Genomic DNA, 23784 nt, shown 5'->3' with positions numbered 1-23784 from the left:
CTCAGCTTCCGATCCGACGGGACGGGCCCCAGCGGCCCGTCCCGTCGGTCGTTCCGGGCACCGTCCGCGCGCCCGCCGCGCGCCCGGGTGCGCGGCCTCGCGAGCCCCGACGGCCCGCGGACCCGGACGTGCGGGTCCCGACCCGACGCAACCCGGACGGGCACGGCGTGGCCGCCCGGCGAACGGCCTGCCGCGCGGTTACCGTGCCAAGATGACCGCTCCTGCGCGCACCCCTGCCACGGGGACCACCTCGCCCGGCGCCACGCCGCCGGCACCGGGTGACGTCGCCACGGCCGAGCGGACCGACGCGGCGGACGCGCCCCCCGTGGCGCTCGTCGAGCCCCCGTCGCCCGCCGAGGTCCTCGACGGCGCCGTCACGACGTGGCGCGCCGCGCTCGTGGAGGCCGCCGGCGCCTCGACCCTGGCCGACGTCGACCAGCTCGGTGACGCCGCCCTCGACCTGTCGTCCGCCCACCCGTCGGGGATGGCGCAGCTGTTCGCGGGTCGCCCCACGCGGCTGTCGAACCTCGTGCGGGAGCCCGGCGCGCTGTCCAGCGCCCGGCGCCGCGCCCGGGCGGTCAGCGCGCGCGCCGCCGGGTACACCCAGCGCTACGGCATCGCCTCGACGTCCCTGGCCATCGGCGTCGCGACGTGGACCGACCGGTCCAGCGCGGACCTCGCGTCGGACGACGTCGGTGCGCTCGCGCACGTCACGCGGCACCCGCGCCCCGCCGGTCGCACCCCGGGCGCCGACGGGCAGGACGCCGCCGTGCGGACCGTCCGCGCACCGGTGCTGCTGCGCCCCGTCGGCCTGCGCGCGCACGGCAGCGGCGAGGGCGACTACGAGCTCGAGCTCGAGCCGTCCATCGAGGTCAACCCCGTCCTGGCGCGTGCCCTGCGCGGCCACGGCGCGCTGCTCGACCCCGCCGCCGTCGCCCGCGGCACCTTCACCGGCGCGGGCTTCGACCCGCGCGGCGCCCTGCAGCGGCTGGCGTCGCTCGGCGAGGCCGTGCTCGAGGACTTCTCGCTCGTGGAGCGGGTCGTCGTCGGCACGTTCGTGCACCCGGGCCAGGTCATCGTCGACGACCTCGACCAGCTCGCCGGGACGCTCGAGCGCCACGACGTCGTGCGCGCCCTCGCCGGCCTCGACGACGCCCGGCAGGCGCTGCAGGTCCCGCTCCCCGCGCCGGTCGCGGGCGACCGGGACCCGGCGCTCGAGCGGGGGGTGGGTGACCTCGACCCCGCGCAGCAGCACGTGCTCGACGTCGTCGCCACGGGGTGCGACGTCTTCGTCGACGCCCCGACCGGGTCCGACGTCACGGGCACGCTGGCCGCGATCGTCGCCGACGCCGCCGCCGAGGGTCGCACCGTGCTGTACGTCCCGGGCCACCGGCGGGCGGCGGTGTCCCTCGTGGAGCGGCTGCGTCGGCTGGGCCTGGGGGAGATCGTCCTCGACGTCGAGCCGCACGCGGGCTGGCGCAGCGCCGCCGCCCGGCGGCTGCTCGGGGCGATGACGCTCGAGCCGCCGGTCGTCGACACCGAGGCGGTGCAGGCGGTGCGGGTGCCGCTCGTCGAGCACCGTGAGCGGCTGCGCGGGTACGTCGACGCGCTGCACGAGACCCGGGAGCCGTGGGGCGTGTCCGCGTACGACGCCCTGCAGGAGCTCGCGCGCCTGACCGCGACCCGGCCCACCCCCGCGACCACGGTCCGCCTGAGCCCGGACGTCGCCCACGCCCTGGACCCGGAGCGGCGCACCCGCCTCGCGCGCGACCTCGTGCGCGCCGGTGAGCTCGGGGCGTTCTCGCTGCGACCGCAGGACACCCCCTGGTACGGCGCCGACCTGCGCACGAGCGCCGACGCGCAGGTCGTGCGGCGCCGGCTCGACCGGCTGCTCGACGTGACGCTGCCGCTGCTCGTCGAGCGCGTCGCGCAGGTGGCCGGGGAGACCGGGCTGACGCGTGCGACCACCCTCGACCAGTGGGCCGAGCAGCTGCGCATGCTCGACGGCGTGCGCGCCTCGCTCGACGTGTTCCAGCCCCTGGTCTTCGAGCGCACCGCCGCCGACCTCGTCGCCGCGACGGCCACGAAGCAGTGGCGCGAGGAGCACGGCGTCCCCATGGGGTTCTGGGTGCGACGCCGCCTGCGCAAGCAGGCAAAGGACATGCTGCGCCCCGGCCGACCGGTCGCCGACCTGCACGGCGCGCTCATCGAGGTGCAGGAGCGCCGCGAGGTCTGGCAGGCGCACTGCCCGGCCGGCGGCTGGCCGCGGTTGCCCGAGAGCCTCGAGGTCATCGAGGACGAGCACGCCGCGGTGCGGCAGGACGTCGAGGGGGTCGCCGAGGTCCTCGCGACGACGCCCCTGGGCGGGCAGCTGGCCACCACGCCCTTCGACGAGCTGCGCGAGCGGCTCACCCGGCTGCGCTCGGGGGCGGCCGCCCTCGACGCGCTGCCGGAGCGCACCCAGCTGCTGCACGGACTGCGTGCCGCCGGCCTCGGCGACCTCGTCGACGACCTCGCCGCGCGCCGGGCCGACCCCGCCCAGGCGCCGGCCGAGCTCGACCTCGCGTGGTGGAGCACCGTGTTCGAGCACGTCCTGGCCGCCGACCCGGCGCTCGCCGGGTACGACGGCGCCGCGCTCGGCGAGCTGTCCGCGCGGTACGCCGCGCTCGACCGCCGGCACGTCGTCAGCCGCACCGCACCCGTGCTCGCCGCGGCGCTCGGGCGCATCGCCGCGACGGTGCGCGCGCACCGGGACCAGGCCGAGGGGCTGTTCGGCGAGCTCGTCGAGGAGCGCATGACGTCGCTGCGGGACACCGTCTCGCGGTACCCCGACCTCGCGCGGCGGCTGCGCCCCGTCCTCGTCGCCGGGCCCATGCTGGTCTCGCAGGTCCTGCCCGCGACCCGCACCGTCGACCTCGTCGTGGTCGACGCGGCCGCGCACCTGCCGGTCGAGGCCGCGCTGCCCGCCATCGCCCGCGGGCGGCAGGTCGTCGTCGTGGGGGACGCCCGCTGCGCGTCGGGCAGCGCGGTGCGCGAGCTGGCCGCCGTCCTGCCGGCCGTCGCGCTGCACGCCGACGCGTCGCGCCGCGACCCCTACCTCACGCGGTTCCTCGCGGAGCACGGCTACGAGGGCGTGCTCGTGCCGACGCCGCTGCCCGACTCGCGCCCGCTCGTCACGCTGGAGACGGTCGACGGCACCGGGATGCCCGACCCGGCCACCAGCATGGTCGACTCGACGTCCGCCGAGGTGGAGAAGGTCCTCGAGCTGGTCGTCGAGCACGTGCTGCAGCACCCCGACGAGTCGCTGGCCGTCGTCACGCTCACCCCCCGCCACGCCGACGCCGTGCGCGACACCGTCCTGGCCGAGGTCCGCGACAACCCCGCGCTGGCGGCGTTCTTCGACGCCGGCCGCGCCGACCCGTTCGTGGTCGTCGACGTCGCGAACGTCGGTGGGCTGCGGCGCGACGCCGTCATCCTGTCGGTCGGCCTCGGGCGCACGCCGCACCGGCGCGTGCTGCACACGTTCGGTCCGGTCAGCGGGCCCGGCGGGGAGGCGCTGCTGCTCGACGCCCTCGGCTCGACGCGGCACCGGCTGACCGTCGTCGCGTGCTTCGGCGGGGACGACCTCGACCCCGACCGGCTGCGCGGGCCCGGCCCCCGGCTGCTGGCCGACGTCCTGCGGTTCGCCGCCGAGCGGGGGACCCACAGCGCCGGGCACGGCACGGCCGAGCGGCCCACCGCGGGCACCGACCCCGACCGGCTCGTCCTCGACCTCGCCGAGCGGCTGTGGCGGCACGGCCTGGTCGTGGACGTCGACCACGGGGTGCCTGGGGGTGCGCACATCCCCTTGGTGGTGGGCCACCCCGACCTGCCGGACGAGATGCTCGTGGCGGTGCTGACCGACGACGACGCGTACGTCGGCGAGCCGAGCGTGCGCGTGCGCGACCGGCTCGTGGGTGACCGGCTCGAGCGCCTCGGGTGGTCGGTGGTGCGCGTCTGGTCCGCGGCCGCGTTCCTCGACCCGCAGGCCGAGGTCGATCGGATCCGGCGGGCCGTGCACGCCGCGCTCGCGGAGCGGCTCCCCGAGGCCGCGGCGGTCCCGACGCCCGTCACCCGGGTGCCGGTCGACGTCGACGACCAGGAGAGCCCGCCGGTCCGGCCCTACGTCACGCACCCCGCGACGGGTGCGGTGCCCGTGGTGCGGCCCGCGACGGGTGCGGTGCCGGCGGTGCGGCCCGCGACGGGTGCGGTGCCCGTGGTGCGGCCCGCGACGGGTGCGGTGCCCGTGGTGCGGACCCCGACGGGTGTCATGCCGGTGGTCGCATCCTCCACACCGTCGGGGGGAATGCCTGCCGGCGACCGGACCCCGGGCGCGCAGGAGCCGGCCCGCGGGCACGCGTCGGCGCAGACCGAGGCGTTCCTGGACACCCCGCCCGCCGCCGAGCAGCTCGCCCTGCCCGTGCGGACCCTGCCGCGACCCGACGTGCGGGCGGGTCTGCCGATCAACGCGTACAGCGACGACCAGCTCGACGACCTGCTGCGCTGGCTGCGGTCCGACGGCGTCGAGCGCACCCGCGACCAGCTGGCCGACGCGCTGCGGGCGGAGCTCGGCGTGACGCGGCGGAGCCACCGGGTGGACTCCGCGGTCCGTGCGGCGGTCACCCGCGCCTTCAGCTGACCGCCGGCGGGGTGCGAGGATCGGCCCCATGAGCCGTGTGCCGCGCCGACCGCGCCGGGCCGTGCGTCCGGCCGGCACCGTCGGCACGGGCGAGGCGGTGCTGGAGACGAGGATGCCCGCGCCCGTCGCGCCAGCGCCCGTCGCGAGCGCGACGGGGGCCGGCCCGGCACCGCGGACCGACGGCACGTCGACCGCCGACCCTGCCGGTGCGCCGGCACCCGACCTGCCCGACCTGTGGCGCGCGACGCGCTCCGCGGACGACTCGGACCGCGGCTGGGGCCGCGAGGAGACGTCGTCCAACGACGAGCGGCTGCTGCGCGACAAGCCGCCGCACTGGTGAGGTCGCTCAGCTCCCGGGCGGGATGCTGGGCGGCCCGGGCGGGGTCGCGGGCGGCCCGGGGGGCGACGGCGGGCCGGGGTCGCCCGGCCACGTCGTCATGTCGTTGACGATGGCCGGGCTGAGGCGCTGCGCGAGCAGGTCGCGGATCTCCTGCAGCAGCAGGATGTCCTCGGCCGGGGCGGCGGGCTCGTCCTCCTCGCCCTTCTTGCGCCGGGCGGCGAGGGCGTTGAGCGGCACGACGATGAGGAAGTAGATCGCCGCGGCCGTGATGAGGAACTGCAGGAGCGCGTTGAGGACCACGCCGACCTGGATGGCGGCGATCGGGTCCTCGCCCGGCCCCGGGTCGCGCCACGTGTACGGCCCGATGTTCCAGACGTTCTCGAGGTTCGGCTTGCCGAACACCCAGCCGATCAGCGGACTGATGAACCCGTCCTGCAGCGCGCTGACGACCTGCGTGAACGCCGCGCCGACGACGACGCCGACGGCCAGCTCGATCGCGTTCCCGCGCGAGATGAAGTCCTTGAACCCCTGGAGCACCTTCGACATGCCCTTGAGCTGCGGGCTCTCGCCCACCGACCGCAGCCGGTCACCCGCGCCGCGCAGACCCTCGCGCCTGTTGTCCGACATGCGTCCTCCCGGTCACGTGACGATTCCGACGTTCTGGGGCAGATCATGGCACGACGACAGCGACCAGCCGGGACGAGACCGACGCCTCGGCGATCAGCACCGCCTCCTGCGGCGTGACGGCCACGAGCACGGGTGGCCCGTCGGTCGGCGAGGTCGCCCCCAGCAGGCCTCCCGGTGCGTCGTCCGTGGCCGGCGCCGGGCGCACCAGCGCCCGCCGGGCCACGGTCTGCCCGGGGCCGCCCTCGAGGCGTGCGGCGACGAGGTCGAGGTGCAGACCGGGCTCGAGCAGGTCCGCGACGGCCGGGTCGTCCAGGCGGACGGCGACCACGACCGTGCCGGGCGGTCCGGCCAGGGTGGCGTCCGCGAGCAGCTCCGCGACGAGCGGCAGACCCGCGGGCAGGTCGGTGGCGGTCACGCGGCCCTTGGCCTCGTCCTGGCGGACGAGTGCACCCCGCGGTGCGACACCGGGCGGGACCTGGGTCACCACGAGGTCGCCGGGCGCCAGCGCGGTGCCCGCCGGCACGTCCCGCGCGAGCACCACCACCGGGACCGTCGGCGGGGCGGGCGGGCGGACCGCGTGGACCACGGCGGCCGCGGCCAGGCCGAGGCACACGGCCGCGAGCAGGAGCCGCAGCCGCCACAGCGCGCCCCGCAGGCGGGTTCGCCACGGACCGGGCGAGGCGGGCAGCGGTGCGGGCGGGTCCTCGCCGGCGTCGTACCGGTGCGGTGGTGCGGGCGTCAGGGCGACCATGGGGCGACGCTAGGACGCCGCGCCACGGCCGACGCCGTGCCCGCCCGCGGCTGTGGACGCGCGCGACGTGGGCCGTGCCTGGGGACGGCTCGCGTCAGGCGGAGGCTGCCGTCGACGCACCCGAGGTCGACGCACCCGAGGTCGACGCACCCGAGGTGCTGGACGAGGAGGTGCTGGACGACGACGTGCTGGACGACGACGTGCTGGACGACGACGTGCTCGAGGAGCTCGCCGCCGCGTCGCCGCCGCTGCCGGCCGCGCTCGTCGACGTCGACGCCGAGCGGCCCGTGCGCGCGTCGTTGCGGTAGAAGCCCGACCCCTTGAACACCACGCCCACGGTCGAGAACACCTTGCGCAGCCGCCCCTCGCACTGGGGGCAGACCGACAGCGAGTCCTCGGTGAACGCCTGCTGGATCTCGAAGGCGTGCTCGCAGGCCGTGCAGCGGTAGGCGTAGGTGGGCAAGGTGACTCCCGATCGTCGTCGCCGGGCGTCCCCGGCGGTCCTCGTGCTTCTCCTGGTGCTGCGGGCCGTGCGGGCCGCGCCACGTCCGCGGGTCGTCCGTCCGACCGTCGCTGGCACTCTCAGGATCCGAGTGCCAACTCTAGCGCCACCGTCAAGCGCCCCCACGGGTAGCCTTTCGACCGTGCCCCGTCGTCACCGCATGCGAGCCGTGCTCGTCGTCCTGGCCGTCGTCGTCGTGCTCGCCCTGCTGGTCACGACGCTCGTCGGCACCCTCGTCGTGCGCCGGCCGCTGCCCGACGTGCAGGGCACCCAGACGCTCGCCGGCCTGGGCGCCGAGGTCGAGGTGACGCGCGACGCCCGTGGCGTCCCCACGATCGTCGCGGCGACGTCGTCCGACCTGTTCATGGCGCAGGGCTACGTGGCCGCCCAGGACCGGTTCTTCGAGATGGACTACCGCCGGCACGTCACCTCGGGCCGGCTCGCCGAGCTCGTCGGCGCCGACGAGACGGCGGTCGCGGCGGACAAGGTGGTCCGCACCCTGGGCTGGCGGCGCGTCGCCGAGCAGGAGTGGGACCTGCTGGCACCCGAGACGCGGCAGTACCTCCAGGCGTACGCCGACGGCGTGAACGCGTACCTCGAGGACCGCGACCCGGGCGCCATCGCGATGGAGTACACGGTCCTGGGCCTGCGCGTGCCGCAGAAGGCGCCCGAGGCGTGGGACCCCGTCGACTCGCTCGCCTGGCTCAAGGCGATGGCGTGGGACCTGCGCGCCAACTACGACCGCGAGCTGTCACGCGCGATGACCTACCGGTTCGTGCAGGACGTCGCCCGTGTCGAGGAGCTGTTCCCCCCGTACCCGCAGGACCGCAACCTGCCGATCGTCACCGGCGACGGCGTGGCGACCGACGTGGTCCCGACGTCCTCGGCGGCCGAGCTCGACCTCTCCGGGGAGGCGCTGCAGGACGCGCTCGCGTCGGCGGACCGTGCGCTCGCGGCCGTCCCGCACCTCGTCGGCGACGGCGACGGCATCGGCTCCAACTCCTGGGTCGTCGCCGGCGAGCACACCGCCTCCGGCAGCCCCATCCTCGCGAACGACCCCCACCTGGGCATCTCCGCCCCCGGGATCTGGTCGCAGGTCGGGCTGCGCTGCGCCGAGGTGTCGCCGGAGTGCCCGTTCGACGCCAGCGGCTTCTCCCTCGCCGGTCTGCCGGGCGTCCTCATCGGCCACAACGGGTCGCTGGCCTGGGGCCTGACGAACATGGGCGCCGACGTCACGGACTTCTTCCTCGAGCGCGTCGAGGACGGCCAGGCGGTCGTCGACGGCGAGCGGATCCCGCTCGAGGTGCGGACCGAGACCGTCGAGGTCGCCGGTGCCGCGGACGTCGAGCTCGAGATCCGCAGCACCCGGCACGGGCCGATCGTCTCCGACGTGATCGACCTCCCGGACGTCAAGCGCGCCCCCGTCCCCGAGGACGCGCCCGGCCTGCGGTTCGAGGTCGCGCTGTCGTGGACGGCGCTGACGCCCGGGCGCACGGGGGACGCGGTCTTCGCGATGATGACGGCGCAGGACGCCGACGACGTCGCCGCCGCAGCCGCCATCTTCGACGTCCCCGCCCAGAACATCGTGTTCGCGACCACCGACGGCCACATCGGCTACCAGGCGCCCGGGCGGATCCCGGTCCGCGGCGCCGTGGCCGGGCCCGTCCCGTCCGACGGCACCTGGCCGCGGCCCGGCTGGGACTCGCGCTACGACTGGCAGGGCTGGGTCGACCCGGCGGACATGCCGCGCGTGCTCGACCCGGCCGAGGGGTTCGTCGTCGCGGCCAACCAGGCGGTCACGCCCGTGGGGGTCGGGCCGTTCCTCGCCGAGGACTTCGACTACGGCTACCGCAGCCAGCGCATCCGCGACCTGCTGACCGAGCGGATCGCCTCCGGTGCGCCGCTGGACGTCGCGGCCACCGCCGAGCTGCAGACCGACGAGCACAGCCCGTACGCCCAGGCGCTGGTCCCCGCGCTGCTCGAGGTCGACCTGGACGACCCGTTCGACCGCGCCGGGCAGGACCTCCTGCGGGACTGGGACCACGTGATGGACGCCGACTCCGCGGCCGCCATGTACTTCGCCGCGGTGTGGGCGTCCGTGCTGGAGCTGACGTTCGCCGACGACCTGCCGGACGGGCACGCGCCGACGGGTGACTCGCGCTGGGTCGAGGTGATCCGCGGCATGCTCGAGAACCCGACGTCCGCCTGGTGGGACGACCGGTCGACCCCGGGCGTCGTCGAGGGGCGCGACGACGTGCTCGCCCGGGCGCTGGTCTCGGCGCGCACGCAGCTCACCGCGCAGATCAGCAGCCGCACCGACGACTGGGCGTGGGGGCTGCTCCACACCGCCGCACCGCGGCACCCGGTGCTCGGCGGCGACGGTGTGCCCGCCGTCCTGCACCGCCTGGTGAACTCCGTCCCGCAGCAGGTCGGGGGAGGGTCCGCCGTCGTCTCCGCGACCGGCTGGGACGCGTCGACCGGGTCCTACGAGGTGACGTCGGCGCCGTCGATGCGCATGGTCGTCGACCTGGGCGACCTCGACTCCTCGACGTGGGTCAACCTCACCGGCACCTCCGGGCACCCCGCGAGCAAGCACTACGACGACCAGTTCGAGGCGTGGGCGCAGGGGCGGCAGTTCCCCTGGCCGTTCTCCGAGGCCGCGGTGCGCGCGGACGCGGTGGACCGGCAGACGCTGGTGCCCGCCGGCGACTGACCGGTCCGCGGGCGCCGGCGTCAGGCGCCGGGCGCGGCCGGTCGCTCGAACATGCGCCAGCCGTCGGGCGTGGCGACCGCCGTGACCGCGACGTCGTGCGGCTCGCGCGGGACCTCCTCGAGGACCTCGTCCTCGTGCACCAGCGCGACGACGGGCGCACCGGGGCGCACGTGCGCGAGCACCCGGTCGTACCACCCGCCGCCCTGGCCGAGCCGCCCACCGCGGGCGTCGACGGCCAGCGCGGGCACGAGCACCACGTCGGCCTCGAGGAGGGCGGCGGCGCCCAGCGGTGCGCCGCTCGGCTCCGGCGGGCGGCCCGGTGCGCGCTCGCACAGGTCGTCGGTGCCCGTGTACTCGGCCCAGTCGCGCTGCAGGCCCGTCCCGAGCACGGGCAGCAGCAGGCGCACCCCGCGGGCGGCGAGCGCCTCGATGAGCGGACCCGTGCCCGGCTCGGTCGGCCGCGACGCGTAGACGCTCACGCAGCCGGCCGCCGCCACCTCGGGGATCGTGAGCACCACCTCGGCGAGCCGCTCCGCGGCCTCGGTGCGACGTCGCGCCGACCGGTGCGTCCGACGGGCCCGCACCTGGCGCCGCAACCGGTCCTTCTCCTCGGCCGTGTCACGAGGTCGCGACCGCTGGGCCGTCGCCTCCTCGTGGGCGTGCCAAGGGGGCTGGGCGACGGCGCTCATGGCACCAGTGTCGCAAACGGTGGGGTCGGCAGGCGCCGTCGGTCCGCGAACGGTGCGGCAGGCAACCCCCTCGGGGCGCGGCGCGCACCGGCGCGCGGGCGTGCAGCGGGCACAATGCGCGCATGAGATCGGTCCAGGACCACCTCGCCGCCGTGCTCGCCGCCGCGGGCCCGGTGCCGCCCCTCGACGTCGTCCTGCACGACGCGGCGGGCTGCATCCTGGCGTCCGACGTCGTGTCGCCGGTCGACGTGCCCGCGGTGGCGGTGGCGTCCCGTGACGGCTACGCGGTCGCCGCGCACGACACGGTGGTCGACGGTGCGCAGCGTCTCGGGCTGCCCGTGGCCCACGACCTGCACGCGGGCAGCGCCGCCGGACTGCGGCACGTGCCCGGCACCGCCGTCCGGGTCGCGTCCGGGGCGCCGCTGCCGCGGGGGGCCGACGCCGTCGTGCCCGTCGAGGAGACCGACCGGGGCCAGGCGCGCGTCGTGTTCCAGCGAGGTGCCACGCCCGGGCAGCACGTGCGCCGCGCGGGCGACGACGTCCGCGCCGGCGAGGTCGTCCTGACCGCCGGCACCCGGCTCGGGGCGCGGCAGGTCGCGCTGGCCGCGGCCATGGGCCGCGGGCGGCTGCCCGTGCACCCGACACCGCGCGTCGTCCTGCTGTCCGTGGGGGACGAGCTGGTCGAGCCGACGACCGCCGCCCGCCCGGGGACGGTCTTCGACGTGGACGGCCACGCGCTGGAGGCCGCCGTCCGCGACGCGGGCGCCACGCCCGTCCGCGTCGGTGCGGTGCCGGACGACCACGCGGCGCTGCGCGAGGCGCTCGAGGACCAGCTGGTGCGGGCCGACCTGGTCGTGCTCACCGGTGGGCTCTCGGAGCTCGCCCGCGACACGGTCAAGGACGTCCTCGCCCCCCTGGGGACCGTGCGGCTGGACCAGGTGGCGATGACGCCGGGCACGCGGCAGGGCTTCGGGACCGTCGGCGCCCTCGGGCTGGACCTGGCGGAGCAGGGTGGACGCACCGTCCCGCTGTTCGCGCTCCAGGGGCACCCGGTCGCCGCGCAGGTGTCGTTCGAGGTGTTCGTGCGTCCCGCGCTGCGGGCCATGGCCGGGCACGCCGAGCTGTTCCGTCCGTCGGTCGCCGCGGTGGCCACCCAGGGCTGGGTGTCACCGCCCGGGCTGCGCCAGTTCGTCCCCGCCACCGTGCTCGGCACCCCCGACGAGGGGTACCGTGCGACCCCGGTCGGCGACCCGTCGGCGCCCTCGACCACCGCGCTCGCGCACGCCAACGCGCTCGCGGTCGTCGGCGAGGCCGACCTGTCGGTGCACCCGGGGACGGTCGTGCACTGCCTGGTCCTGGAGGGCTGACGCAGTGGCACGGGCCGGCCTGCGGGGACGGGTCCGCGGACGGAGGGAGTGAGGGTGGCGGTGGGGTGGCCCGTCGAGCTGGTCGACGGAGACGTGCGCCTGCGGCCGCTGCGCCGTCGCGACGCGGACGCCTGGATGGCGCTGCGGGGCCGCAACGCGGGGTGGCTGGAGCCGTGGGACGCGACGAGCCCGGAGCCCGTGCGCGGCCCGCGGCCGTCGTTCGGGCAGTTCGTGCGGGCGCTGTCCGCGCAGGCGCGCGAGGGGTCGGCGCTGCCGTTCGCGATCCAGTACGGCGGTGAGCTCGTGGGTCAGCTGACGGTGTCGTCGATCCAGTACGGGTCGCTGCGGTCGGCCGCCGTCGGGTACTGGGTGTCGCAGCACGTCGCGGGGCGGGGCATCACGCCGACGGCCGTCGCGCTGGCGACGGACCACTGCTTCGGCGTCCTGGGGCTGCACCGCGTCGAGGTCAACATCCGCCCCGAGAACGGCCCGTCGCTGCGCGTCGTGGAGAAGCTCGGGTTCCGGGACGAGGGCCTGCGCGAGCGCTACCTGCACATCCAGGGACGGTGGTGCGACCACCGGACGTTCGCCCTGACGGTCGAGGACGTCCCCGAGGGGATGCTGGAGCGCTGGCACCGCCGCCGGACCGGCGCCTGAGCGGCGGACGTCGTCGCGACACGCCGCGCCGTTGCGCCGTCGTGGCCGCCGCGACCCCTACCGTCGTGACGTGAATGGACTCGCAGGCCTCGTGGCGCTCGCGCTCGTGGGCCTGTGGGCGGCGTATCTGGTGCCGCACCACCTGCGGCACCGTCAACGGTTGCTGGAGGCTCGGGCCGACGACCGGTTCTCCGCGGGTCTGCGCGTCGTCGCGGTGGCGAGCAGCACGCGCCGCCGGCTGGGACGCCGGGCCGCGGCGGCCGGGATGTGGGGACCGAGCACGACGGCACTGCTGACCCCGGGGACGGGGGTGCCGGCCGCGTACGTCGGCACGCTGACAGGAGGCACCACCGTGGACCGACCGCACGCCACACCCGAGCGCATCTCCGCCGAGGCCGCGCGCCGTCTGGCGCAGGCGCGCGCCGCCCGCGCGGCGTCGACCGCGCGCCGCGGCGCCGCCGCCCGCCGCCGCGGGCTCCTCGCTGCCGTGCTCGTCGTCGCGTCCGTCGCCGGCTGGGTCGTCACGGGCGTCGTGCCCGCAGCGACCTGGGCGCTCGGCGCCGTCCCGACGGCGCTGCTCGCGTCCGTCGTCGTGCTCGGGCGCCGCGCGGTGATCGCGGGTCACGTCGCCGACGCGGAGTGGGTCGCGACCATCGAGCGCGAGGAGCGGCTCGCCGCGGGCCCGCGCACCGGCGCCACCCCCGTGGTGCGGCCGCGCAGCGGGTCGACGCCGGCGGTGCCCACGGCGTCCGACCCGGGGGCGCCGGTGCCGCTCGTCACCGGCCATGCGGTGCGACCGTCGGACGACCGCACCGAGGTCTTCGCGCGGATCGTCGAGGACCGCGGCGAGTCCGCGGGTCCGGCGCGGCACGCGACGGGGTCGGTGCCGGTGGTGCGGCGGTCGTCGCCCACCTCGGCCACGGGCGCCGGGCAGGAGGCCGCGTCCGACGCGGCAGCGGCGGACCGCGAGGCCGAGTGGTCGCCCGTGCCCGTCCCGCGCCCGACGTACGCGATGAAGGCGCCCGCGCCGCGTCGCACCCCGGCCCCGCTGGCGGAGCCCGACGCGGAGGCGTCCACGGTGCGGCGCCCGGCCGACGCGCCGGCCACGGTGGAGGAGGTCGCGGCGGCGGCCCACGAGGCGTCGCGGACGAGCGCCGAGCCGTCGGTGGAGACGACCGGCAGCATCGACCTCAACGCGGTGCTCGCGCGCCGGCGGGCCGCCGGGCAGTAGCCGGGCCGCGCTCCCGCCGGTGGCCGTGCGACGTGCGACCGGGGTGCTCCCGGAGGGTCGCCGCGGGTTTCGTGACGGGGCCGCGGTGGTGCTAGTGTGATCCCCGCTTCAAGGGGCTGTGGCGCAGTTGGTAGCGCGTCTCGTTCGCAATGAGAAGGTCAGGGGTTCGAATCCCCTCAGCTCCACCGCACGGATCGTTCGACGACAGGCCGGACCCGCTCAGGGTCCGGCCTGTCGTCGTGTCGGGCGCTCGACGGCAGCGTGAACAACGGTCGAGCACCTGCCCGGTGTGACCGGATTCACCAGGTCGGGTGACGTGATCGCTCCTACAGTCGACGCATGAACGGACTCGCGCTCGCCCAGCAGAAGATGCGTGACGCCGGCGTCGCCGACACGGCCGTCGACGTGTTCACCCGGTTCTACGGACTCCTGGAGTCGGGGAGCACCGGGCTGGTCCGGGAGGCGGACGTCGACCCGCTGACCGGGGTCCCGCACCTCGACGACCTGCAGATCGACGCCGCGGCCGCCGCGGACGCGCTCGCCCGCACGGCCGTCATCAAGCTCAACGGCGGGCTCGGCACGTCGATGGGCATGGACCGCGCCAAGTCGCTGCTGCCCGTGCGTGGGGGCCGCACGTTCCTCGACGTCATCGCCGACCAGGTGCTCGCCGCCCGCGCCGCGACGGGCGCCCGCCTCCCGCTGGTCCTCATGAACTCGTTCCGCACCCGCGACGACTCGCTCGCGGCCCTCGCCGCGCACCCGCAACTCGCCGTCGACGGCGTCCCGCTGGACTTCCTGCAGAACCGCGAGCCGAAGCTCCTCGTCGACGGCCTGACGCCCGTGACGTGGGAGGCCGACCCGACGCTCGAGTGGTGCCCCCCGGGCCACGGCGACCTGTACACGGCGCTGCTCGCGTCGGGCGTCCTCGACGCGCTGCTGGCCGCCGGGTTCCGCTACGCGTCCGTCTCCAACTCCGACAACCTCGGGGCAACGCCGGACGCGCGCGTCGCCGGCTGGTTCGCGGCCTCGGGCGCGCCGTTCGCCGCCGAGGTGGCGCGGCGCACACCCGCCGACCGCAAGGGCGGGCACCTCGTCGTGCGGCGGTCCGACGAGCGGATCGTGCTGCGGGAGTCCGCCCAGACGGCGCCCGAGGACGCGGACGCCGCGGCCGACATCGCCACGCACCGGTACTTCAACACCAACAACCTGTGGCTCGACCTCGAGGCCCTCGCCGCCGAGCTGGGCCGCACCGGCGGGGTCCTGGACCTGCCCCTGATCCGCAACGAGAAGAACGTGGACCCGACCGACAAGACGTCCCCGCGGGTCGTGCAGATCGAGTCGGCCATGGGGGCGGCCATCGAGGTGTTCGACGGTGCGGCCGTGCTCGAGGTGGGCCGCGAGCGGTTCCTGCCCGTCAAGACGACCAACGACCTGCTGGTGCTGCGCTCCGACGTGTACGACGAGGACGCGGACCACCGGCTCGTCGCGGTGGTCGACGCGCCGTACGTCGACCTCGACCCCGCGCACTACGCGCTGGTCGGGGACTTCGACGCGCACGTGCCGCACGTGCCGTCGCTGCGCGACGCGACGTCCCTGAAGGTGCGGGGCGCGTGGACCTTCGAGCAGGGCGTGCGCGTCGTCGGGGACGCCGAGCTCGTCGGCGACGGGGGAGCCCTGCCCGCCGGGGCGACGCTCGACGCGACCGGCGTGCACGTCTGACGTCGCCGAGCCCCGGCCCGGACGGACCGAGGGCCGGTACCCGGCGTCGTGCGCCAGGTACCGGCCCTCGGGCGTCGTGTCAGCGGCGGCGGCCCTTGCCGGCGTACCCCGCGTAGAGCGCGACGAACAGCGCCGCGAGCGCGACCTGGATGACGATCTCGAGCACGTCCGGGCCGTCGGTGGTGTCCCACCCCACGAGCGAGGCGATCCACGTGCCGATGAGCGCGGCGACGATGCCGATGAGGATCGTCGCGATGATCGAGATCTTCTGGCGTCCGCGCACCACGAGACGGCCGAGCGCGCCGATGATGGCGCCGACCACGATGGCGCTGATGATTCCGCCGATACCCATGTCCACTCCTCAGAAGTCAGGACCGTTGACCGGTCAGTGAGGAAACTAGGGCAGTCCGGGCAGGTCCGCCTCCCGAGAGCGGCGCACGACGCTCCCGCGGTTCCGAACGATCCGCCCGAACCGGGCACCTGCGGACGTGTCGGCAGGTAGGTTGCTGGGCTGGGGGGCCGTCCACCGTCCTGAGGAGTTCCGTGTCCGACGTGTCCGGGGTCGTGCCCGCACCGCTCGTCGTCCAGCCGTCGTCGCAGGCCCCGTTCGTCATCACCCGCTCGACCGTCGTCGTGGTCGACGCCGCCGACGACCTCATGCCCCTGGCCGTGCTGACGGCCGACCTGCTGGGTCGCGTCAGCGGCCGCGCCGTCGAGATCCGCTACGCCGACCTCGACACCCCCGGGGTCGTGCGCATGCGGCTCGTCGACGACCTGCCGCCCGGCCCGGAGACGTACCGCGTCGTCGTCGGCGGGGGGCGGGTGCGGCTCGAGGCGCGCACGACGGAGGGTCTCGTGCACGCGGTGGTCACCCTGCGGCAGCTGCTGCGGGAGCGGCCCGATGGCGGCATCGAGGTGGACGCGGTGCGCATCGAGGACGCCCCGCGCTACGCGTGGCGCGGCCTGTCGGTCGACGTCGCCCGGCACTTCGTCAGCGTGCCCGACCTCAAGGTCGTCATCGGGCTCATGGGGCACTACAAGCTCAACGTGCTGCACCTGCACCTGACGGACGACCAGGCCTGGCGCCTGGACATGCCGTCCCGGCCCGAGCTGGTGCGCCGCTCGAGCGCCCACTCGGTGGGCGGCGACCCGGGCGGCTACTACTCCGCGGCCGACTGGGACGACATCCTCGCGTACGCCCGCGCACGGGCGATCCGGGTGGTCCCCGAGATCGACGTGCCCGGGCACGTCAACGCCGCGCTGCACGCGTACGGCGAGCTGACGCCCGACGGGCAGCCCGCCCCGGAGTACCTGGGCATCGACGTCGGCTTCTCCCGGCTCCACGACGACCTGCCCGCGACGCACGCCTTCCTCGCCGACGTCTTCGGTGACCTCGCCGACATGACACCGGGCCGCTACCTGCACATCGGCGGTGACGAGGTCCTCACGATGGGCGCCGACGAGTACGCACGTCTGGTGCGCTCGGCGGCGGCGGCCGTCACCGCCCACGGCAAGCGGGTGGTCGCGTGGCAGGAGGTCGCGGCCGTGCCCGACCTGCCGGTCGGCACGGTCGTCCAGTACTGGGACACGCGCGCCGACCCGGAGCCGTTCGTGGCGGCCGCCCGGGCGGGCGCCCGGATCCTGCTGTCACCGGGGTCGCGGGTGTACCTCGACATGAAGTACGAGCCGGGGTTCCCGCTCGGGCTGGAGTGGGCCGGGCACGTGGACCTGCGCGACGCCTACGACTGGGAGCCGGCGACGCTCGTCGACGGCCTGCCGCCCGACGCGGTCGTCGGGGTCGAGGCCGCCGTGTGGACCGAGACGCTGCGCACGCTCGACGACCTGACGACCATGCTGCTGCCGCGGCTGGCCGCGGTCGCGGAGGTCGCCTGGAGCGCGCCCGGGCGGCGCGACTTCGACGACTTCACCGAGCGGCTGCGGGGGCACGGCGCCCACTGGGAGCGCATGGGGATCGCGTGGCACCGCTCGTCGCAGGGACGCTGGGACGGCTGACACCCGTGCCGGGGCGGCCGGGGCGTCGGGGGCCTCGGGGGCGTCGGGTCAGATCCAGGTCGGCAGCCACATGCGGATGTGCCACTGCTGCCACGGGATGACCCACGCCGCCCACACCGGGTAGAAGAACAGCCCGGCCGCCACGACGACGGCCACGAAGACCCCCACGGCCGCCACCGTCCAGCGCCGTGCCCGGTGGTCGCGCGCGGTGCCGGTGTCGTCGACCGGCGGCCCGACGAGCAGCCCCAGCACGTACACGAGCGTGAGCACGACCCACGGCACGAACGCCACGGTGTAGAACGTGAAGATCGTGCGGTGCGCGTAGGCGAACCACGGCACCCACCCGGCGAGCAGGCCGGACAGGACGGCGCCGGCGCGCCAGTCGCGGTAGCGGACCAGCCAGAACAGGGCGACGAGGACGGCCGCGGCGCCGCCCCACCAGATGATCGGGTTGCCCACCGCGAGGATCGCCTGCGAGCAGGACTCCGCCCCGCACGCCTGCAGCGCGGCGTCACCGGTCAGGCCCGAGACGTCCGGCGGGTAGTGGAACGACGTCGGGCGCCACTGCACGATCCAGCCGAGCGGGCCGGCCGCGTACCCGTGCGGGGTCTCCAGGCCGTTGTGGAAGCGCCACATGTCCTGGTGGTAGGCCCACAGGGAGCGCAGCGCCGGCGGCAGCCACTGCACGCCCTGGCCGGGGTTGTTCTCGGCCCAGCTGCGGTTCCACCCGTTGTCCGTCGCGAACCACCCGGCCCACGACGCGACGTACGTCGCGAGGGCCGTCGGCACCATGACGAGGAACGCGACCACCGCGTCCTTGACGAGGGTCGCCCGCACCCAGGGCCGCACGCCGGCGCTGCGCCGCGCGGTCGCGTCCCACAGCACGGTGAGCAGGCCGAACACCGCGAGGAAGTACATGCCGGACCACTTGGTCCCGATCGCCAGCCCCAGCAGCACGCCCGCCGCGAGCCGCCACCAGCGGAACCCGAGCCCCGGGCCCCAGCCCAGCGGGCCGCCGGCCTCCAGGACGGCCGCCGCGCGCACGGCGAGCCGTCGTCGGGCCTGCTCACGGTCCAGGATCAGGCACCCGAACGCGGCGAGCGCGAAGAACATGAGGAAGGGGTCGAGCAGGCTGATGCGGGACTGCACGATCGCCTGGCCGTCGAGCGCGAGGAACAGGCCGGCGGTGGTGCCCAGCGCGGTGGACGCGAACAGCCGTCGCGCGATCCGCGCGATCATGAGGACCGCCAGCGTCCCGCACACGGCCGCCGCGAGGCGCCACGCCGCCGAGCTCTCGACGCCACCGCCCAGGCGGATGCCGAGCGCGATCATCCACTTGCCCACCGGGGGGTGCACCACGTACTCGGGGTCGGTACCGAGCATGCTGGTGTCGCCGGCCTCGAAGCGGGCGTTGGGGTCGTCGCCCCACGACGCCTCGTACCCGCGCACGAGCATCGAGAAGCCCTGCTTGACGTAGTACGTCTCGTCGAACACCAGCACGTGCGGGCGCCCGAGGTCCCACAGCCGCAGCACGCCGGCGAGCGCGGTGACGGCCAGGGCCCACAGCCAGCCGTGCAGCCGGGCGCGCGGGGTCGCGTCGAGGGCGAGCGTCCCGCTGCCGAGCAGGCGGCGCAGCAGACGCGGCTCGTGGGGCTCCGACGGCTCGACGGCGGCGGGCTGCGGGCTCCCGGGGTCGGCGTCCGGGGCGTCGGGGTCGCCGGGCGGGGCCTCGTCGGGCGCGCCCGTCGGGGCGGCGTCGTCGCCGCCCGGCTGCGCGCTCACGCGCGTGGGTGGGAGCGTGTCCGCGGACGTGCGGGGGGCTGCTCCCCGCACGCTGGGCTCGCGCTCGGTGTCGTCTCCGTCGGTCGGCACCGGGCCATCGTAGAGGCACCCGGACCAGGGCGTTCCGGACGCCGCCCGGACGCTCGCGCGAGGCTGCGCACCGCGCGTGACAGAGCCCTGCCGGGTCCCCCGGACGGGTGGCGTCGGCGGGGTGGCAGGCTGGTGCGGTGACCCCGTCGACACCCGCCGAGCCCGACCCCGCCACGGAGCCCGAGGCCGCCCCCGCGCCCGGCCCGCTGCCGCCGGCGCGCTCCGTGCGGGCCGGCGGGGGTGCGCTCGTGCTGGCGGCCACGCCCATCGGCGACGCCGAGGACGCGTCGGCGCGGCTGCGCCGGCTGCTGGCCGAGGCGGACGTCGTCGCGGCGGAGGACACGCGGCGGACCCGCGCGCTCGCCTCCCGCCTCGGCGTCACCATCGCGGGCCGGGTCGTCAGCCACCACGAGCACAACGAGGCGGGCCGCGTCGAGGAGCTGCTCGACGTGGTCGCGCACGGCGGGACCGTCCTCGTGGTCAGCGACGCCGGCATGCCGACGGTGTCGGACCCCGGGTTCCGGGTCGTGCAGGCCGCGGTCGCCGCGGACCTGCCGGTGACCGTCGCGCCCGGCCCGAGCGCGGTCCTCGCCGCGCTCGCGCTCTCGGGGCTGCCGACCGACCGGTTCTGCTTCGAGGGCTTCCTGCCGCGGCGTCCCGGCGACCGGGCCCGGGCGCTGGCCGCGCTGGCGTCCGAGCGCCGCACGGTCGTGCTGTTCGAGGCGCCGCACCGCGTCGCCGAGGCGCTCGACGCGCTCGTCGTGGCGTTCGGCGCGGACCGCCCGGCCGCCGTGTGCCGTGAGCTGACGAAGACGTACGAGGAGGTCCGGCGCGGTCCGCTGGTGGACCTGGCGTCGTGGGCGCACGCCCACGAGGTGCGCGGCGAGGTCGTGCTCGTCGTGGGCGGGGCGCCGGCGGACGGGCCGCGCGACGTCGCCGACCTCGTCCCCGAGGTCCTGGCGCGCGTCGACGGCGGCGAGCGCCTCAAGTCGGTCGTCGCGGAGGTCGCCGAGGTGAGCGGGGTCCCCAAGCGGGACCTGTACGCCGCTGCGCTGGCCTCGCGCACGCCCCCGCGCGCGCCCTGAGCCGGGGCGTCGCCGCGGGGGTCAGAGCGTGCGGGAGTCCACGAGGTCGGCCCCGGCGGCGGCCATCTCGGCACGGGCCGCGGCGCCCTGCTCGGGCGTGACCGGCACGGTGAGGTCCGTGAGCACGCGGGTGCGCAGGCCGAGCCCGAGAGCGTCGAGCGCGGTGGCGCGCACGCAGTGCGACTCGGCGATGCCGACCACGTCGACGTGGGTGACGCCCGCGTCGCGCAGCACGGTCCCGAGCGCTCGACCGTCCGCGTCCACGCCCTCGAAGCCCGAGTAGGCGGCGGCGTACTCGCCCTTGCGGACGCTGACGTCGGGGGCGAGGTCGGCCAGCGCCGGGTGCAGCTCCGCCTCCGGGGTGCCGACCACCGCGTGCGGCGGCCACGTGTCGACGTAGTCGGGCGTCGCCGAGAAGTGCTCGCCGGGGTCGACGTGCCAGTCCTGCGTCGTGGCGACCAGGTCGTAGCGGGCCCGGTGCGCGGCCGCGTACGCCGCGATGGCCTGCGCGACCGCGTTCCCGCCGACGACGGGCAGCGCCCCGCCCTCGCAGAACGTCGGCTGCACGTCCACGACGAGCAGCGCGCGCCTCCCGGTGCTCCCCGGGGTGGTGGTCTCGTCCATGGGGCCATCCTCCACCGTCGCGCGGTCGTCCGCGTCCGGCGCACCCGGCGACGGCCCGCGCTGCGGGCGGTGCCGGTGCCGGGCACAGTGGGAGCCATGGGACGCAGCGGGTGGGGTCGGGCACGGCGCGACGGCAGGCGGCACAGGTCGGGCGCGGCGGTGGGTGCGCTGGCGGTCGCGCTGGCGCTCGCGGCCTGCTCGTCCGACGACCCGGTGCCGGCGGCGACGACCACAACGCCCGGGGCGACGGTGACGCCGCCGGCGCCCGCGGCCGACGCGTCACCCGGCGGGACGGGGGTGCGCGACGTCCCGACCGTGGCGGTGACGTCGGTGCAGGACGTCGTCACCGGCCTCGACGCGCCCTGGGGCCTGGCGTTCCTGCCGGACGGGCGGGCGCTGGTCACGCTGCGCGACGCGGCGGCGCTGGTGGTCGTCGGGCCGGACGGGTCGCTGACCGACGTCACCGGCCCGGGCGCCGACGAGGTCGCGGCGGCGACGGTCGCGCGCGGCGAGGGCGGCCTGCTCGGCGTGGCCGTGCTGCCCGACGCCCCGGCGAGCGGTCCCGTCGACGTGGTCGTGTACCTGACGTCCCGGCAGGACAACCGGGTGCTGCGCGCGACGCTCGACGGCGCGACGCTCGGGCCGACGCGCGTGCTCCTCGACGGCATCCCGAGCGGCACCAACCACAACGGCGGGCGCCTCGCGTTCGGCCCCGACGGGTACCTGTACGTGACGACGGGCGACACCTACACGACGGACCTCGCGCCGGACCCCGCCAGCCTGGGCGGCAAGGTGCTGCGGGTCACGGCCGACGGGGAGCCCGCGCCGGGCAACCCCGACGCGGCGTCGCCGGTGTGGACGCGCGGGCACCGCAACGTCCAGGGCATCGGCTGGGCACCCGACGGGCGGGCGTTCGCCTCGGAGTTCGGGCAGGACACGTGGGACGAGCTCAACGTGCTGCGTGCGGGTGCCGACCACGGGTGGCCGCAGGTGGAGGGGCTGGGGGGAGCGGCGCAGGGTCTCGCCGACCCGGTCGCGGTGTGGGCGACGTCGGACGCGTCGCCGTCGGGCCTGGCCGTGACCGACGAGGGCGTGTACCTGGCAGGGCTGCGGGGGCGGACGCTGTGGCGGGTGCCGCTGCGGCCGGTCGACCCCGCGACGCTCGACGACCCCGCGTCGGACGCGGCGGGGGTCGGCGAGCCGCAGCCGCTGCTCGCGGACGAGCACGGGCGGCTGCGCGCGGTCGAGGTCGCCCCCGACGGGTCGCTGTGGGTGCTGACGAACAACACCGACGGCCGCGGCGCGCCGGTCGAGGGTGACGACCGGATCCTGCGGGTCACGGTCGGCTGAGGTCGGCCGGGCCCGCCGCGGCCCGTCCGGAGCCCGCGCAGCCCCGCCGGAGCGTGAGAACCCGCTGAGAGTCGACACGTCCTGCGGCGTGTCCGGCGTGTGCGGTTCGGGTGGATCGTCCTGATCGGTACTGTGTGCGCCGTCCGGGGTCCCGATGGCCCCGGCGACCGGCCGGACGACGACGGCGGGCGGTGACCGACACGCTGAGCCCGTGCGCGGGCGCGCCAGCGACACCGAGGAGCTGACCATGCCGGCGAGAGTCAGGAACTTCGTCATCTGGGTCGTCTTCATCTTCCTGGTGTACGCGGCCGTCACCAACCCCGACCGGGCGGCCGACACCGTGCGCTCGATCTGGGACTTCATCTACGGCGTGTTCAACGGGTTCGCCAGGTTCTTCGAGCGACTGGCGTCCTGACCGGGCCGGACGCGGCACGGGAGGACGGGACGAGGCGGGAGGTGAGGACGTGACCACCGACCACGCGACGCGCATCGTCATGTCCCACCGGCTGCTGCGCCGGTACGTGCTGCCGGGCGAGCGCGTCGTCCTGGCGACCCGCCGGCACTGGGCCAAGCTGCTGGAGCCGGCGCTGACGGCGTCCGCCGTGTTCACGGTGTGCGGCTGGCTGACGTACCAGCTGCAGCCGAGCCTGGGCGACGGCGTGCTCGTGGTGTGGTGGCTGTGGTTCGCGGCGCTCGCACGGTTCGGCTGGTTCCTGCTGCTGTGGCGGGTGGAGTGGTTCGTCGCGACGGACAAGCGCATGCTCCTGCTCACGGGCCTCGTCACCCACCAGGTCGGGATGATGCCGCTGATGAAGGTCACGGACATGCGGTACTCGCGGTCCGTGCTGGGGCAGATGCTGGGGTACGGCCAGTTCCTGCTCGAGTCCGCGGGGCAGGACCAGGCGCTGCGGCAGATCGGGTGGGTCGCCCGCCCGGACGCGACGTACCGGGACCTGTGCGCGCTCATCTTCACGCCCGTGACCACGTCGCCGTCGGACGGCGAGGACGACGACGGCGCGGCCCGTCCGGCCCGTCGGGGGCGTCCTCGCCCCGACGAGCCGCCCCCGTCGGTGCCGCCGGTGCGGACGACCGCGGTCCCGCGGCCGGGGGCGGCGGTCCTGGTCGAGGACGTCCCGCGGCCGGCGCCGGACCCGGCCGGCGACCGCTGGGAGGAGCCGGTCGTCGTGTGGCCGACCCGGGAGCAGCCGTTCGAGCCGGACGACACCCAGCCCCTGCGCATCCGCCAGCGCGACGAGACCGACGACCCCGACGCGGCCCCCGACGACGACGTCCGGCCCGAGCGGCGGCTGCCGCCCACGCTGGCCGAGGCGGCCGAGGACGGGACGTCGGTGGAGGCCGAGGCGATCGCGGGGGAGGAGGCGCTGCGGCTCGACGAGGAGGAGGCGCACGAGCGCTCCTGGGACGTCTCGGAGTCGACCGGGCGCTTCGTCGACCTGGGCCGGCGGCGGTGGCGTGCGGACGTCGACGCGCCCGAGGACCCGCTCGAGCCGCGTCCGGAGCGCGATATCGAGGACGAGGACCAGGGGCGTCCCACCTAGGATCGAC

Annotated in this window: 19 protein-coding genes, 1 tRNA gene and 1 pseudogene; 14 read left to right on the top strand and 7 right to left on the bottom strand. The window is 76.3% G+C overall.

Annotated elements, in window-relative coordinates:
- Positions 1-211: 211 nt before the first annotated feature.
- Together Cph01nite_RS02410 and Cph01nite_RS02405 are read left to right on the top strand one after the other, a co-directional pair.
- Positions 212-4678 carry a PDDEXK-like endonuclease domain-containing protein gene (locus Cph01nite_RS02410; RefSeq protein ID WP_203670774.1) on the top strand — a complete coding sequence of 1489 codons (4467 nt, stop codon included), beginning with the start codon at positions 212-214 and terminating at the stop codon, positions 4676-4678.
- A 28-nt stretch (positions 4679-4706) separates the two neighbouring features.
- Positions 4707-5018: a hypothetical protein gene (locus tag Cph01nite_RS02405; RefSeq protein WP_203670773.1), complete on the top strand. Its 312-nt coding sequence runs from the start codon at positions 4707-4709 to the stop codon at positions 5016-5018.
- Positions 5019-5024: 6 nt separating this feature from the next.
- On the opposite strand, the gene mscL is transcribed toward Cph01nite_RS02405, so the two are convergent.
- Both mscL and Cph01nite_RS02395 read right to left on the bottom strand, forming a co-directional pair.
- On the bottom strand, positions 5025-5645 hold the full coding sequence (gene mscL, locus Cph01nite_RS02400) for a large conductance mechanosensitive channel protein MscL (protein ID WP_203670772.1): 621 nt from the start codon (positions 5643-5645) through the stop codon (positions 5025-5027).
- A gap of 43 nt (positions 5646-5688) precedes the next feature.
- Complete coding sequence (locus tag Cph01nite_RS02395) at positions 5689-6396, bottom strand: SAF domain-containing protein (protein ID WP_203670771.1); 708 nt, start codon at positions 6394-6396, stop codon at positions 5689-5691.
- A 74-nt stretch (positions 6397-6470) separates the two neighbouring features.
- Here Cph01nite_RS02395 and Cph01nite_RS19305 point away from each other — a divergent pair, with 74 nt between their 5' ends.
- On the top strand, positions 6471-6704 hold the full coding sequence (locus Cph01nite_RS19305; RefSeq protein ID WP_308439415.1) for a hypothetical protein: 234 nt from the start codon (positions 6471-6473) through the stop codon (positions 6702-6704).
- A 14-nt stretch (positions 6705-6718) separates the two neighbouring features.
- On the opposite strand, the pseudogene Cph01nite_RS19300 reads toward Cph01nite_RS19305, so the two are convergent.
- A pseudogene (locus tag Cph01nite_RS19300) lies at positions 6719-6976 on the bottom strand (FmdB family zinc ribbon protein); the annotation flags it as partial.
- Positions 6977-7040: 64 nt separating this feature from the next.
- Between Cph01nite_RS19300 and Cph01nite_RS02385 the strand changes: the two are divergent.
- On the top strand, positions 7041-9611 hold the full coding sequence (locus Cph01nite_RS02385) for a penicillin acylase family protein (RefSeq protein ID WP_373307534.1): 2571 nt from the start codon (positions 7041-7043) through the stop codon (positions 9609-9611).
- A gap of 20 nt (positions 9612-9631) precedes the next feature.
- Here the strand turns inward: Cph01nite_RS02385 and Cph01nite_RS02380 are convergent, their stop codons facing one another.
- A complete protein-coding gene (locus Cph01nite_RS02380) occupies positions 9632-10300 on the bottom strand; it encodes a 5-formyltetrahydrofolate cyclo-ligase (protein ID WP_203670769.1) in 669 nt (222 codons plus the stop codon).
- 122 nt (positions 10301-10422) lie between these two features.
- Between Cph01nite_RS02380 and Cph01nite_RS02375 the strand changes: the two genes are divergently transcribed.
- From Cph01nite_RS02375 to Cph01nite_RS02355, 5 genes are all read left to right on the top strand, one after another.
- Complete coding sequence (locus Cph01nite_RS02375) at positions 10423-11667, top strand: molybdopterin molybdotransferase MoeA (RefSeq protein WP_203670768.1); 1245 nt, start codon at positions 10423-10425, stop codon at positions 11665-11667.
- A 54-nt stretch (positions 11668-11721) separates the two neighbouring features.
- A complete protein-coding gene (locus Cph01nite_RS02370) occupies positions 11722-12324 on the top strand; it encodes a GNAT family N-acetyltransferase (protein ID WP_203670767.1) in 603 nt (200 codons plus the stop codon).
- A gap of 70 nt (positions 12325-12394) precedes the next feature.
- Positions 12395-13555: a SepX/GlpR family protein gene (locus Cph01nite_RS02365; protein WP_203670766.1), complete on the top strand. Its 1161-nt coding sequence runs from the start codon at positions 12395-12397 to the stop codon at positions 13553-13555.
- Positions 13556-13667: 112 nt separating this feature from the next.
- A tRNA-Ala gene (locus Cph01nite_RS02360) sits at positions 13668-13740 on the top strand.
- A gap of 154 nt (positions 13741-13894) precedes the next feature.
- Complete coding sequence (locus Cph01nite_RS02355; protein ID WP_203670765.1) at positions 13895-15274, top strand: UTP--glucose-1-phosphate uridylyltransferase; 1380 nt, start codon at positions 13895-13897, stop codon at positions 15272-15274.
- 79 nt (positions 15275-15353) lie between these two features.
- Here Cph01nite_RS02355 and Cph01nite_RS02350 read toward each other — a convergent pair whose 3' ends face one another.
- Positions 15354-15626 (bottom strand): GlsB/YeaQ/YmgE family stress response membrane protein, encoded by a 273-nt coding sequence (locus Cph01nite_RS02350; RefSeq protein WP_203670764.1) that lies wholly within the window; start codon positions 15624-15626, stop codon positions 15354-15356.
- A gap of 191 nt (positions 15627-15817) precedes the next feature.
- On the opposite strand from Cph01nite_RS02350, the gene Cph01nite_RS02345 reads away from it, so the two are divergent.
- On the top strand, positions 15818-17287 hold the full coding sequence (locus Cph01nite_RS02345; RefSeq protein ID WP_203670763.1) for a beta-N-acetylhexosaminidase: 1470 nt from the start codon (positions 15818-15820) through the stop codon (positions 17285-17287).
- Positions 17288-17335: 48 nt separating this feature from the next.
- Here the strand turns inward: Cph01nite_RS02345 and Cph01nite_RS02340 are convergent, their stop codons facing one another.
- The gene (locus Cph01nite_RS02340) at positions 17336-19159 is read right to left on the bottom strand and encodes a dolichyl-phosphate-mannose--protein mannosyltransferase (protein ID WP_203670762.1); all 1824 of its coding nucleotides are present in this window, start codon (positions 19157-19159) and stop codon (positions 17336-17338) included.
- 137 nt (positions 19160-19296) lie between these two features.
- On the opposite strand from Cph01nite_RS02340, the gene rsmI reads away from it, so the two are divergent.
- A complete protein-coding gene (rsmI, locus tag Cph01nite_RS02335) occupies positions 19297-20244 on the top strand; it encodes a 16S rRNA (cytidine(1402)-2'-O)-methyltransferase (RefSeq protein WP_203670761.1) in 948 nt (315 codons plus the stop codon).
- 21 nt (positions 20245-20265) lie between these two features.
- On the opposite strand, the gene Cph01nite_RS02330 is transcribed toward rsmI, so the two are convergent.
- A complete protein-coding gene (locus tag Cph01nite_RS02330; RefSeq protein WP_203670760.1) occupies positions 20266-20868 on the bottom strand; it encodes an isochorismatase family protein in 603 nt (200 codons plus the stop codon).
- Between the two features lie 96 nt (positions 20869-20964).
- Here Cph01nite_RS02330 and Cph01nite_RS02325 point away from each other — a divergent pair, with 96 nt between their 5' ends.
- The 3 genes from Cph01nite_RS02325 (at position 20965) to Cph01nite_RS02315 (ending at position 23777) form a co-directional block, all read left to right on the top strand.
- Entirely contained in the window at positions 20965-22218 is a 1254-nt protein-coding gene (locus tag Cph01nite_RS02325; protein WP_203670759.1) for a PQQ-dependent sugar dehydrogenase, read from the top strand.
- Between the two features lie 211 nt (positions 22219-22429).
- A complete protein-coding gene (locus Cph01nite_RS02320) occupies positions 22430-22633 on the top strand; it encodes a hypothetical protein (RefSeq protein WP_203671103.1) in 204 nt (67 codons plus the stop codon).
- 49 nt (positions 22634-22682) lie between these two features.
- Complete coding sequence (locus Cph01nite_RS02315; protein ID WP_203670758.1) at positions 22683-23777, top strand: PH domain-containing protein; 1095 nt, start codon at positions 22683-22685, stop codon at positions 23775-23777.
- Positions 23778-23784 lie beyond the last annotated feature (7 nt).

The organism is Cellulomonas phragmiteti, from assembly GCF_016862775.1.
Classification (GTDB): Bacteria; Actinomycetota; Actinomycetes; order Actinomycetales; family Cellulomonadaceae; genus Cellulomonas; species Cellulomonas phragmiteti.
Note: the sequence above shows the minus strand (reverse complement) of the source record. Positions and strands in the feature narration are given on the sequence as shown.